12 protein-coding genes are annotated in these 13,050 nt (G+C 55.1%); 11 read left to right on the top strand and 1 reads right to left on the bottom strand.

The genetic code is table 11. The features are described from left to right. The first annotated feature begins 20 nt into the window (after nucleotides 1-20). On the top strand, nucleotides 21-254 hold the full coding sequence (locus NR195_RS14065) for a hypothetical protein (RefSeq protein ID WP_010257893.1): 234 nt from the start codon (nucleotides 21-23) through the stop codon (nucleotides 252-254). Nucleotides 255-290: 36 nt separating this feature from the next. Here the strand turns inward: NR195_RS14065 and NR195_RS14060 are convergent, their stop codons facing one another. Beyond that, nucleotides 291-1,190: a DMT family transporter gene (locus tag NR195_RS14060; protein ID WP_256844640.1), complete on the bottom strand. Its 900-nt coding sequence runs from the start codon at nucleotides 1,188-1,190 to the stop codon at nucleotides 291-293. Between the two features lie 176 nt (nucleotides 1,191-1,366). Here NR195_RS14060 and NR195_RS14055 point away from each other — a divergent pair, with 176 nt between their 5' ends. From NR195_RS14055 to NR195_RS14010, 10 genes are all read left to right on the top strand, one after another. Beyond that, entirely contained in the window at nucleotides 1,367-2,236 is an 870-nt protein-coding gene (locus NR195_RS14055; RefSeq protein ID WP_256844635.1) for a helix-turn-helix domain-containing protein, read from the top strand. Between the two features lie 565 nt (nucleotides 2,237-2,801). Next, nucleotides 2,802-3,302, top strand: coding sequence for a type VI secretion system contractile sheath small subunit (gene tssB, locus NR195_RS14050; RefSeq protein ID WP_010671384.1), 501 nt, complete (start codon nucleotides 2,802-2,804; stop codon nucleotides 3,300-3,302). A 33-nt stretch (nucleotides 3,303-3,335) separates the two neighbouring features. Beyond that, nucleotides 3,336-4,883 carry a type VI secretion system contractile sheath large subunit gene (tssC, locus tag NR195_RS14045; RefSeq protein ID WP_010671385.1) on the top strand — a complete coding sequence of 516 codons (1,548 nt, stop codon included), beginning with the start codon at nucleotides 3,336-3,338 and terminating at the stop codon, nucleotides 4,881-4,883. A 17-nt stretch (nucleotides 4,884-4,900) separates the two neighbouring features. Then, on the top strand, nucleotides 4,901-6,238 hold the full coding sequence (gene tssK, locus NR195_RS14040) for a type VI secretion system baseplate subunit TssK (RefSeq protein WP_157352711.1): 1,338 nt from the start codon (nucleotides 4,901-4,903) through the stop codon (nucleotides 6,236-6,238). Beyond that, nucleotides 6,235-6,888, top strand: a complete 654-nt coding sequence (gene tssL, locus NR195_RS14035; RefSeq protein WP_223566161.1) for a type VI secretion system protein TssL, short form — start codon at nucleotides 6,235-6,237, stop codon at nucleotides 6,886-6,888. Before tssK ends, tssL begins: the two co-directional genes overlap by 4 nt. 3 nt (nucleotides 6,889-6,891) lie before the next feature. After that, nucleotides 6,892-8,616 (top strand): OmpA family protein, encoded by a 1,725-nt coding sequence (locus tag NR195_RS14030; protein ID WP_256844634.1) that lies wholly within the window; start codon nucleotides 6,892-6,894, stop codon nucleotides 8,614-8,616. A gap of 4 nt (nucleotides 8,617-8,620) precedes the next feature. Continuing rightward, nucleotides 8,621-9,112: a type VI secretion system effector Hcp gene (gene hcp / locus NR195_RS14025; RefSeq protein ID WP_033758542.1), complete on the top strand. Its 492-nt coding sequence runs from the start codon at nucleotides 8,621-8,623 to the stop codon at nucleotides 9,110-9,112. A 302-nt stretch (nucleotides 9,113-9,414) separates the two neighbouring features. Beyond that, nucleotides 9,415-12,054: a type VI secretion system ATPase TssH gene (gene tssH / locus NR195_RS14020; protein ID WP_256844633.1), complete on the top strand. Its 2,640-nt coding sequence runs from the start codon at nucleotides 9,415-9,417 to the stop codon at nucleotides 12,052-12,054. Then, on the top strand, nucleotides 12,047-12,595 hold the full coding sequence (locus tag NR195_RS14015; protein ID WP_033772344.1) for a hypothetical protein: 549 nt from the start codon (nucleotides 12,047-12,049) through the stop codon (nucleotides 12,593-12,595). The genes tssH and NR195_RS14015 overlap by 8 nt, the downstream gene beginning before the upstream one ends. Next, entirely contained in the window at nucleotides 12,589-13,050 is a 462-nt protein-coding gene (locus NR195_RS14010; protein WP_235194782.1) for a putative T6SS immunity periplasmic lipoprotein, read from the top strand. Before NR195_RS14015 ends, NR195_RS14010 begins: the two co-directional genes overlap by 7 nt.

The raw sequence follows: 13,050 nt of genomic DNA, 5'->3' as shown, positions 1-13,050 counted from the left end.
TTCACTTATCAGGAGGAAATATGAAAGACCGGACATATGAATCCAGCACCAGTGAGGATGAAGTTTGCTGCATCATCGGTCAGGCGGTGATTGAACTCAGTACAGAACAACAGCCTGTGACCAAATCGACGCTGGCATTAAAACTGCTGTCGATGGCCGATCGTGATAGTGACGATGAGCGTGTTCTGCTCTACTGGATTGCGCGTAAAGCGATCAATAAACCACAGAAACTCCTTCAGCAGCAGTGGGCATAACGCCCATCCGGACGCGGGCCTCAGCCCGCCTCCGCGTCAGATGATTATCCGGCGAAGACTTGCCGGCCAACGGGCAAACATCACGATATTGCCCAGTAAAATCATGACAAGGCCAGGGATGGCGCTGGCATGCCACTCATATCCTTCATAACGGGTAGAGAGTGCCAGCGCCACCAGCGGAAACAGCACCGTTGTATAGGCAGCCCGACTGGGTCCGATACGTCCCACCAGCGTAAAATAGGCTCCGAATCCCATCACCGATCCCACGATAGCCAGATAGATCAATGCCCCAAACCACTGAGTGTTCCATGTCGGCTGCAGCGAAACACCCTGCAGCAGCGAGACCAGTGCCATGATCAGCGCACCGTATAACATGCCGTAACTGTTGGTTGTCAACACGTCACGTTGCAGACGCTGATGCCGCTGACTGATCATATTGCCGAATGAAAATCCCAGGGTGCCCAGCGCACTTAACCCAATGCCCCACATCAAGCCGGCCGAGGCCTGAGTGCTGCGCAGATCGTGCCAGAACAACGCAACAATACCCGCCATGCCGAGCACTATCGCCGGAATCAGACGTGCGGAAGGGCGCTGACGGAAAAATATCCAGCTGTTAATGGCGTTATACATCACAGCCATAGAGAAAATGACCGACTCCAGTCCGCTGCTGATATAGCCAGAGGCGTAATAGAAGCAGACAAAGTTAAAGCCAAAAACGCAACAGCCCTGCAGTAAACAGAAAAGGTGATCCTGCAGCGTCAGCCTGTGCAGACGCTTTATCAGCTTTAGCAGCAATAACATGACCAGTGAGGCCAGCAAAAAACGCCAGAAGACAGCGACGGTTACGGCGCTGATGCCTGCAGACTGTTGCGCATAAATCGCAATCCAGGTCGTGCCCCAGATCAGCACGACTGAGAGATACAAAAACAGGTTCATTGCCAGATTCTCCACCGCAAAACGCCGAGTCTGCACCCGCAACGCTCCCTGATCTTGCAGCGGATTGCGCAGGGTTTGCAAAATCTTGCGCATTTTTACTCTCTGTCCCGATGTGCTCTGTTTTCTGTCCCGCACAATCCGTAAACTGGCACTCTGTTTATCTGAACTGATACCCGATGAGTCGCTTCCAGACCTTTGACATGCTGCAACGCCACAAAGCACAACTGCGCGATCAGGTGCAACTTAACAGCGGCATTCAGCTGGCAGCCTGGTTTAATAGTGGCGATCGCGTGACAAACCTCAGCGACCATCACACGCTAAGCCTTTACGTGGAGGGCGGCTACGATACCTGGCATAAAACCCCGCATGGCTGGCGTAACGGTGGCGCACCGGACCGCTTCTGTCTGATGCCGGCAGGCACGGAATCAACCTGGGATCTGCGTGCCGATCTCGCCTTTGTTCATCTCTATTGCAGCGAGAACCAGCTGCGGCAACTGGCCGAACGGGTCTGGGACCGCAGTCCGGCGCAGTTAAACCTGCATGAGAAAATCTTTTCTGTTGATGACCGCATTACCCAGCTCTATCGACACTTTCTGCTGAGCAGCGACTGGCAACAGCCCGCCAGCCAGCTGACGCTGAGCAGCGCATCAACACTCTTGCTGACCCATCTGCTGCAGCACTACAGCGAAGTTAAGTGGCAACTGCCCCAGGTACGGGGTGGACTGGCTCCAGTGGTATTACGGCGGGTTCTGGAATTTATTGAAACCCATCTCGATCAGCCTTTAACCCTGGCTGTGCTGGCGCAGGAAGCGGCATTGAGTGAGTTTCACTTTGCCCGCATGTTCCGTCACACCACTGGCGAGGCACCACACCAGTTCGTGATGCGCCGTCGTATGGATCGTGCAAGGATATTGCTTGAACGGCCCGAGCTGACGCTGACCGATATTGCCCTTCAGTGTGGTTACCACTCTTCAGCCCACTTCAGCCATCGTTTCCGGCAGGTTTATGGCATGACGCCCTCAGCGTGTCGTCGGGAAAGTCGATGAACTTCTTAGCGGCAACAGGCACATTAGCAGCGTATAACAGTGCCACAAATCATTAACATAACTTATCATGCAAACTAACCTGTTTGGTCTGATTCTCGTTTTTACTTTCTGCCGCTATCCTGTAAAAAAAGCATGAACCGCACTTTTTAGCATTGGGTAATTTTTCTGTTCAATCCCGCAATGAACTATTCACTGAAACATTTTTTAGTCCCAGCCATCATGCGCCCCACAGCCGCAATCTTAAGAAAAATCTTATATATCAGATCAGTATCAGATTTTTGCTGGCAAGTTTATCCTGTTACATATGGTTACATATTATCATTTCCTTTGGTTGACCCACTATTTCTAAACTCGCGCCATGGGTGTTTATCTGAAAAATAAATTCAGGATTTACGCTCTTTCATCACGTCATATCGCCAGTAAATGGAATGAACTCGCTTCTGACCGCAGGTCCTGCTTTTCATTGAATGTTTAATAGCAGGAATGTTTTATGGCAGGGTAAGCCATTCTTAATATTTGACACTGGCTGTGGCGGTTTCTATCACTCCATAGAACAGGGACAGCCATGTCTAACTCTTCCTTTCAGTCCGAAATACCCAAGGCACGTATCAATTTAAAACTTGATTTGCATACGGGCGGGGCGAGCAAGAAAACCGAACTCCCCCTGAAATTACTGGTGGCGGGCGACTTCAGTAATGGTCAGGAGTCCGCGCCACTCTCTGAACGCAAAAAAGTTAATCTGAACAAAAATAACTTTGACTCAGTACTTTCCGAATATTCCCCAAAAGTAAATCTCACCGTTAAAAACACGCTTGCCGGTGACGGTAGCGAAGACAATATCAATCTGACATTCCAGAGCATGAAGGATTTCACCCCTGAGCAGGTTTCCCGGCAGATCCCTCAGCTGAAGGCGATGCTTTCCATGCGTAATCTGCTTCGCGATTTAAAAGCTAACCTGCTGGACAATCAGGCTTTCCGGAAAGAGCTTGAAAAAATTCTGCTCGACCCGGCATTAAGCGCAGAACTCAGATCTGAGTTGTCTGCTCTGGCCCCTAAACAGCCATAACGGTCAGGATGTTTTAACGGATTAATAAGGAAGATGTTGATGTCTGTAAAAAATGAGAATGCCGCGGGTGGCGAGAGTGTGGTGCTGGAACGTCCGGCCGCTGGTGGGGTTTATGCGTCTCTGTTTAAAAAAATCAATCTGAACCCGGTCTCCGAACTCAGTGCACTGGATATCTGGCAGGATGCGCAGGCGATGTCGGATGCGACTGCGGATGAACGTTTAACGGCCGGGATGCAGGTGTTCCTGGAGTGCCTGACAAAAGCGGGCTCAAAAGTTGAAAAACTCGACAAAAACCTGATTGACCATCATATCGCTGAGCTGGACTACCAGATTAGTCGTCAGCTTGATGCTGTCATGCACCATGAGGACTTCCAGGCGGTAGAAAGTCTGTGGCGCGGCGTGAAATCGCTTGTCGACAAAACCGATTTCCGTCAGAACGTGAAGGTTGAACTGCTGGATATGTCCAAAGAAGACCTGCGACAGGACTTCGAAGACTGCCCGGAAATTATCCAGAGCGGACTGTATAAGCATACCTATATTGATGAGTATGACACCCCCGGTGGAGAGCCGATTGCCGCGCTGATTTCCGCCTACGAGTTTGATGCTTCCGCTCAGGATGTAACGCTTCTGCGCAACATCTCTAAAGTCTCTGCTGCTGCGCATATGCCGTTTATCGGCTCCGCTGGCCCTAAATTTTTCCTCAAGGATTCGATGGAGGAAGTGGCGGCTATAAAAGATATCGGTAACTACTTTGACCGTGCCGAGTACATCAAGTGGAAATCGTTTCGTGAGACGGATGATTCCCGCTATATCGGTCTGGTGATGCCGCGTGTGCTGGGCCGCCTGCCGTATGGCCCGGATACCGTACCCGTGCGCAGCTTCAACTATGTTGAAGAAGTGAAAGGCCCGGATCACGACAAATACCTCTGGGCCAACGCATCCTTCGCCTTTGCATCCAATATGGTGCGCAGCTTTATCAATAACGGCTGGTGTGTGCAAATCCGTGGCCCGCAGGCCGGTGGTGCCGTTCAGGATCTGCCTATCCACCTGTATGACCTCGGCACCGGCAATCAGGTGAAAATTCCCTCTGAAGTGATGATCCCGGAAACCCGCGAATTTGAGTTCGCCAATCTCGGCTTTATTCCGCTCTCCTACTACAAGAACCGCGACTACGCGTGCTTCTTCTCGGCGAACTCGACCCAGAAACCAGCCCTGTATGACACCGCGGATGCGACAGCCAACAGCCGCATCAATGCGCGTCTGCCGTACATCTTCCTGCTGTCGCGTATTGCCCACTACCTGAAGCTTATTCAGCGTGAAAACATCGGTACCACTAAGGACCGTCGTCTGTTGGAGCTTGAGCTGAACACCTGGGTTCGTAGTCTGGTGACTGAAATGACCGATCCGGGCGACGAGCTGCAGGCTTCTCACCCGCTGCGCGACGCGAAAGTGACGGTGGAGGATATTGAGGATAACCCGGGTTTCTTCCGTGTGAAGCTCTATGCCGTGCCGCACTTCCAGGTGGAAGGGATGGACGTCAATCTGTCGCTGGTTTCCCAGATGCCGAAAGCGAAATCCTGAGGCGAGGGAGAGCAGGGATGAAAATTTACCGCCCACTTTGGGAAGATGGGGCCGCTCTGGCCCCGCAACAGTTCCAGCAGCAGGCCCGTTGGAATGAACGTGTTGCAGACATGGTCGCCCGGATGGGTATTTCTCATCCCTGGGGCGTGGTTGCGGCAGAATTTGATGATGCAGTGCTTGCGCTCTCGCGCCTGAATGCAACACGTCTGGTGGTGCGCTTTCAGGACGGGACCCTTGTTGATACCGACCTGGCAGACACGCTTCCTCCGGTCTGTGATTTGTCTGTTGCCGCCGGCAGTGAGGCTGTTGACGTGGTTGTCGCGCTGCCACTGCTGAGTGCCGGCGGTGGCAACCTCGATAACGGTCAGGACAGTGAGCGGCCGCGCCGCTGGAAAGCGGAGCGTGTCGTCGTGCAGGAACTGGCCGGCCATGAAAGCGGGGAACTCGCGATCCTCCGTCATGCGCTGACCCTGCGTCTGTCCAGCCAGGAAAACACGGCATACCTGACCTGTCCGGTAGCCCGTCTGGTGCGTAATGCGCAGGGGCAGTGGAGCCGGGACCCGGCTTTTATCCCGCCGATGATGTCCGTTGCGGCCAGTCCGTGGCTTACTACCGAACTGAATGACCTGCTGGTGCGCCTGCAGGCACGCAGGAAGCGTTTGATGGCCATGCGCCGTGAAAGCAATGAGCGGATGGCCGACTTTGCGGTCGCCGATGTCTCCCTGTTCTGGCTGCTCAATGCCCTGAACAGCGCTGAACCCGTACTGACGGAATTGTTGCAGACCCCGTCTCGTCACCCGGAACTGCTGTACCGCGAACTGACCCGCCTGGCCGGCAGCCTGCTGACTTTCTCACTTGAGCACGACGCCGGGGATATTCCTGCTTATCAGCACGATGCACCGGAACGGGTATTTCCGCCGCTGCTGGCACTGCTCGACAAGCTTCTGGAAGCGAGCCTGCCGTCGCGGGTGGTGAGTATCCACCTGGAGCATCAGGATCAGATCTGGAAAGGTGCCCTGCACGATGCGCGCCTGCGCGAAGGGGCAGACTTCTATCTCTCCGTTCGATCCTCCATGCCGAATCATGAACTACAGACGAAATTCCCGCAGCTGTGTAAAGCGGGCAGCTTTGACGATGTGTCGGATGTGGTTAATGTGGCCCTGAGCGGGATGGTTATCAAGCCGCTGGCCCATGTTCCGGCCGCTATCCCTTTACGTCTTGAGAACCAGTATTTCTCGCTGGATCTGAGTACGGAGGCGGCACGGGCAATGCTTGAGATGGGCAGCTGCACCTTCTACACCCCACGCTCACTGGGGGATGTAAATCTGGAACTCTTTGCGGTCCTGCGCTCATGAATAAATCCGAACTCAGCCAGATAGAACGTATTTTCTACCCGGGCTGGCTGATGGCCAGCCAGCTGCGGGGCGGTCAGGAAGTCCGGGACGGGGAAGGGCTTTATCGCCGTGCCTGCCGTCTGGTGCAGGAGGCGAAAACGGCGCTCACGGAGGCAGGTTACAGCGACATCAGCCGTGACCATATGGTGTATGCCCTGTGTGCATTGCTTGATGAGAGTGTGATGAATCGCGGAACCACTGATGATGGTTACCTGACGTGGCGTCGTGATCCGCTGCAGGCCCACTTCTTTGGTACCCTCAATGCCGGTGAGGAGCTGTGGGAACGGATCCGCAACCTGCTGAAAGAAACCGCCCCTGACGCCGCCGTTCTGACCTGCATGTACCGCACTTTGCAGCTGGGCTTTGTCGGTCAGTATCGCGCCCAGGATGATGAGCGTCGGGAAGATATCGTTCGTGCGCTCGCGGAACGGGTGCCGGCCTTCACGCTGACACAGGACGCCCCCATTGTTGCCCGGGTATCACGCCTGCGAAGCGGTCGTCGCTGGTACTGGATGACCTTGGTTGTGGCCGCTGTCGCCCTGGTGGCGCTGTGGTTCTTCCTTTCGTCTTCGCTTACCGAGCTGGTGAGCCAGACTGTCAGGCCGGGGTAAGCGATGCGGGATGCGTACCGAAGTCTGTTAACTGCCCTGGGTGCCGTACTGGCGCTGTGGCTCATTCTGGGATTCTGGCCACTGTCCACGGGCAGCCGCGCGGCGCTCAGTCTGCTGGTTGTTCTGGTGTCCGGGGTGATGTTCTGGCGTCAGCGTCGGGCCTCCGGGGCGCGGGCGACCGCTGTCCGGGAGATTGTGGATGAAAACCTGCCGCCGGAAGATTTTCAGGGGGCGGTGATCCTCGTCTGCGGCGACAACACCCCGCTGTTTGTGTCCGGTTTCCGTCACCGGGAAACCCGGCAGGGCTGGTATCTGTGGGTGAAGGATGCAGAACAGCTGCCACTCCTGGCACAGCACCTGAGCCTGGTGCGCCCGGCCCTGGCGTCGCAAATTTCCGTCATGCTGGCGGTGGTACCTGAACAGCACACCTCCGGTGATGATTTTACCCAGAATCTTCGGGGCTGGCAGCGGGCTGTCGTCCAGTGCCGTGAGGCATTTGGCACGATCCCCCCGCTGTGGACCGTGACCTGGGTATCGCCCCCAGTGGTCTGCGCGGAGGCCGAACCCGTCTGGTTTACCACAGTAAGCCAGCGAAGCGGTATTCAGGTGTATCAGCCCGGTCAGGGCAATGTGTCATTGACGGAGTGGACCCGGGAGAGTGGATCTGACGGGAGACTTTCTCGTCTGAGTCAGGGTCTGTGGCTGGACAGCCTGCTTGCCTGGCAGAACAGCGCGGTGAATGACCTGCTGTCGGTACGCCAGGGCGAGCTGCCGGTGATGAAGCCTTGCGTACAGGGCATGTGCATGGTGCCGGTGAGCGGTATCGCGGGGAATCTCTGGCAACAGCACATTACTTCCGTGACGGCGCTGCCACCGGATGCCGTTGTGACGACAGAGCCACTGCCGCTGCCTGAGCTGCTGCTGCCAGCGTTACCGCGCCGACGCGGTGTCAGTCGCAGAATGGTGTTCTGGCGCTATGTCGGATTACTGGGCGGGATTTTCCTGGCCCTTGCCATGCTGGCGTCCTGGATGAACAACCAGCGTCTCATTCGTAATGTGGGCGATCACCTTGCGTTATATCACCAACTGGCGGATAAGCCTGCTGCCCCGAAACTGCGTGCGCAGCAGCGCCTGCGAGCCGATGGCGCATTGCTGGACGACTGGCAGCGTCGCGGGGAGCCACTGCGTTATCGCCTGGGGCTGTATCAGGGGCTGCGCCTGGTGCCGCCTGTTGAGGCTGCCATCAGTGACTGGGCCCCGCCGCCACCGCCTCCACCGGTTATCAAGAAAATCATTCAGGGTCCGAAAACCATTCGTCTTGACAGCATGTCGCTGTTCGATTCCGGCAAATCCGTGCTGAAGGCTGGCTCCACCAAAATGCTGGTCAACTCCCTGGTCGGTATCAAGGCGAAGCCAGGCTGGCTGATTGTGGTGAGTGGGCATACCGATAACACCGGTAATGCACAACTGAACCAGACGCTCTCTCAGAAACGTGCCGAAGCGGTACGCGACTGGATGCGTGATACCGGTGATGTACCGGAAAGCTGTTTTGCGGTGCAGGGCTATGGCGCAAGCCGTCCTGTCGCAACCAATGACACTACGGAGGGCCGTGCGCTCAACCGCCGTGTCGAAATCAGTCTGGTACCGCAGGCGAATGCCTGCCAGATACCGGGCCAACCCTCAGCGTCATCGCAGGATGATGGCGCATCACAACACAATGGAGAGTAATTCCATGGCAATTCCTGTTTATCTTTGGCTGAAAGACGACGGCGGCGCGGACATTAAAGGGTCTGTGGACGTTCAGGATCGTGAAGGCAGCATCGAAGTGGTGGCTCAGGAGCATAACCTGTACATCCCGACTGACAACAACACCGGCAAGCTGACCGGTACCCGTATCCACACCCCGTTCCTGTTCACCAAGGAAATCGACTCGTCCAGCCCGTACCTGTACAAGGCTGTGACCACTGGTCAGACCCTCAAGTCTGCGGAATTCAGGTGGTACAAAATCAACGACGCGGGCCAGGAAGTGGAGTACTTCAACACCAAACTGGAAAACGTGAAAGTGGTGAAAGTGAATCCTGAAATGTATGACATCAAGGATCCTTCCAAAGAGAAGCACAACCACCTTGAGCGCATTGAACTGCGTTACGAAAAAATCACCTGGACCTACAAAGACGGCAACATCATTCATTCCGATTCCTGGAACGAACGCGCCACCGCCTGATTACGCGTCATATTTCGCGCCACAGGTGCGTTGGCTGCGTTCGCTCGCTCCGGTCACATAGTTATCTATGTTCCCGGAGACTTACGAACTTGCCGCCTTCCTGCGACACGAACTCTTAAGCGTAATCCTCGTTTTTAAGCGGAGGGGGATGACCTTTCCGCTGTTTTGCTGAACGTCTGCAGCTCGCGGGCTTTCAGCAAAGAAAATCACAAACTGCCAGCCTGACCGTATGCGCTTTGGCCCCCTTAACGGGAACAGCGATGGGCGGTAGCGTGTCCAGGAACCGACAAAGAGAGAGATTCATGGAAAATCCAGCCATCCTGTTGCGACGTCTGAACCCTTACTGTGCCCGTGCGATGGAAGGTGCGGCTTCGCTCTGCCAGACCCGTGCCCATGCGGAAATTTTGCCGGAGCACTGGCTGCTGAAGCTGCTCGAACAGGGGGAAGGTGACCTGACGGTGCTGGCCCGCCGCTATGAGTGGGATATGGACCAGCTTTGGCAGGATTTGCTTGCCTGGCTGGATAAACAACCGCGTTCAGTACGTCAACGTCCACAGTTGTCTGATGCCATTCAGACGCTGATGCAAGAAGCCTGGCTGATTGCTTCCCTTAACGGCGAGGAACAAATCCGCAGCATCCATCTACTGATGGCGCTGGTTTACAAACAGAAACTGGTTCGCTGTGACGGGCTGTGGCCGCTGCTGACGCTGGGCCAGAGTCAGCTGGAACGTTTGCGTCCGCTGCTTGATGGGCAGTCGGATGAACGTCCGGAAGTGCAGCAGGAAGCCGGACTGGCGCAGAACCACGGTGGTGACGTGGAATTTGTCGGCCGTCCGGTCGATGCAGAGCTGAAAGAGGGCGAACTGAAACCGGCGCTACAGAACGCGCTGGATAAATTCACCCTCGATGTCACCGCCAAAGCGAAAGAGGGCAAGATTGACCCCGTGTTCGGCCGTGATACCGAAATCCGCCAGATGGTCGACATTCTTTCCCGCCGTCGCAAAAACAACCCGATCCTGGTCGGTGAACCGGGCGTCGGTAAAACCGCGCTGGTCGAAGGCCTGGCGCTGCGTATTGCTGAAGGCAACGTACCGGAATCCCTTAAACCGGTGATTCTGCGCACCCTTGACCTCGGTCTGTTGCAGGCGGGCGCAGGCGTGAAAGGTGAATTTGAACAACGCCTGAAAAACGTCATCGATGCGGTTCAGCAGTCGCCGGTGCCGGTTCTGCTGTTTATCGACGAAGCGCATACCATCATTGGTGCCGGTAACCAGGCGGGCGGAGCCGATGCGGCCAACCTGCTGAAGCCAGCGCTGGCTCGCGGCGAACTGCGCACCATTGCTGCGACAACCTGGTCCGAATACAAGCAGTACTTCGAGCGCGATGCCGCGCTGGAGCGCCGATTCCAGCGGGTGTTGGTGGACGAGCCGGACGATGAGACGGCGTGTCTGATGCTGCGTGGCCTCAAATCCCGCTATGCCGAACACCACAATGTACACATCACTGACGATGCGGTGCGCGCTGCGGTCACGCTGTCCCGTCGCTACCTGACAGGTCGCCAGCTGCCGGACAAGGCCGTTGACCTGCTGGATACCGCCGCTGCGCGCGTGCGCATGAGCCTCGACACCGTGCCGGAACAGCTGACCCGCATTCGCTCGCAGATTACCTCTCTTGAAATGGAGAAGCAGGCGCTGCAGGAAGATATCGCCGTCGGCACTCAGAGTCATGGTGAACGCCTGACCGCCATTGAGCAGGAAGAGAACGATCTCATCGTTGCACTCGACGAGCTTCAAACCCAGTACGGTCAGGAACTGAAACTCACCGGACAACTGCTGGAAAGCCGGCAGGACATCTCCCGTCGTAGCGAGACGCACACGCTGCAACAGGAGCTGAAGGGCATGCAGCACAGCAACCCGCTGCTTTCCGTTGATGTGGACGTGCGCACCGTTGCCACCGTGATTGCCGACTGGACCGGCGTGCCGCTGTCTTCCCTGATGAAAGACGAACAGACCGAGCTGCTGACGCTGGAAAACGAAATTGGCCAGCGAGTGGTAGGCCAGAATGTTCCTCTGGCCGCCATCGCTCAGCGCCTGCGTGCTGCGAAAACAGGCCTCACCTCAGAAAATGGTCCGCAGGGTGTCTTTCTGCTGGTCGGCCCGAGCGGCGTCGGTAAGACCGAAACCGCGCTGGCGCTGGCGGATGTGCTGTACGGTGGCGAGAAGTCACTCATCACCATCAACCTGTCCGAGTACCAGGAGTCGCACACGGTTTCACAGCTGAAAGGCTCACCGCCGGGATACGTGGGCTACGGTCAGGGTGGCATCCTCACCGAAGCCGTGCGCAAGCGTCCGTACAGCGTGGTACTGCTCGATGAGGTGGAAAAGGCGCACCGTGACGTGATGAACCTGTTCTATCAGGTGTTTGACCGTGGCTTTATGCGCGACGGTGAAGGGCGTGAAATCGACTTCCGCAACACCGTCATCCTGATGACCTCCAATCTCGGCAGCGACCACATCATGCAGCTGCTGGATGAACAGCCGGACGCCACCGAAGGCGACCTGCACGAACTGCTGCGCCCGATCCTGCGCGACCACTTCCAGCCCGCACTGCTGGCCCGTTTCCAGACCGTGATTTACCGCCCGCTGAGTGAGCCTGCCATGCGCACCATCGTGGAAATGAAGCTCGCACAGGTCAGCAAGCGCTTACATCGTCACTACGGCCTGACCACGCAGATTGAGGAGAGCCTGTATGACGCGCTGGTCGCCGCCTGCCTGCTGCCGGACACCGGTGCACGTAACGTCGACAGTCTGCTCAACCAGCAAATCCTGCCGGTGCTGAGTCAGCAGTTGCTGACCCACATAGCAGCGAAACAGAAACCGCAGTCGCTGCGGCTTGGATGGGATGATGAAGAAGGGATTGTACTGGAATTTACACATGACTGATGAAACGCAGGATGAGTACAGGATTAAAGAAGGTGGTGTCAGGCTACTTACGACGGGTGAGATACAGATGGCACACTCTGTATTTTTATCCACCATTGATTATTCGAAAGTATGGATCCACAGAGAGAGTTATCTCCCTTTCAATCTACAGGATAAGAATACGGCTATGACCCCAAATGGGGAGATTTATTTTCGTGACCAATACTGCGACGATTTCTCCCAGACAACTGACGATCTTCAACATATGTTCATCCATGAAATGGGGCATGTCTGGCAACGAATGAAAGGCATGAATATTATTATGAGAGGATTGGTCAGTTGGATGGTGAGTTATCGTTACACTCTTGATGGTCGCCTGTTAAGTGAATATCCGATGGAGCAGCAGGCGCAGATTATTGCAGATAATTTTACACTAGAGGCTCATGGCTATGATGGTTGGTTGCGTCTCAGGGGCTGGGAGATCGTTACTCTTGATGGTGATGCATCTGAATCAATCATCCGAGAAATGTATAGAAATTCATTGAGAGGGTTTCCATGGTAAAAATAAAGTGGTGGCATTCAGTACTGTTTCTTATTTTAGCTGTCACTTCTGCATTTACATTAACCGGATGCCCGTGGGGTGGGATGAAATATTACCCAGCTGAAACAGCCAGCGTCTGGATGAAGAATAATGCAGTTTGTTATTACGTCCCAGATAGTAAGGATTATCAGCCTGTTTTCATCTCTATCAACCTCAGGAATAAATCGTTTAAAGAAAGGCAGTTTACCGAAAACCCGAATTTACGAATTATTGATGGTCAATTATGTATTAGTCCTTCGTTTTACCATTTTCCTGATACGTCAAAAGCCCCATTTATTGTTGAGGTTGTATTGCAGTCTAAGAGTAAAAGTAACCATCCAAGGAGCTTTGTCACCGGATTTGAAATGATCAACGGTAAGGCCCGGGATGTATCGTTGACGACACGGGAATACCATGTGCCAGCGACGGCACGCTAA

This window comes from Pantoea sp. Ft-CA_14, assembly GCF_024520875.1.
In the GTDB taxonomy this organism is placed as follows: Bacteria; Pseudomonadota; Gammaproteobacteria; order Enterobacterales; family Enterobacteriaceae; genus Pantoea; species Pantoea agglomerans.
Note: the sequence above shows the minus strand (reverse complement) of the source record. Positions and strands in the feature narration are given on the sequence as shown.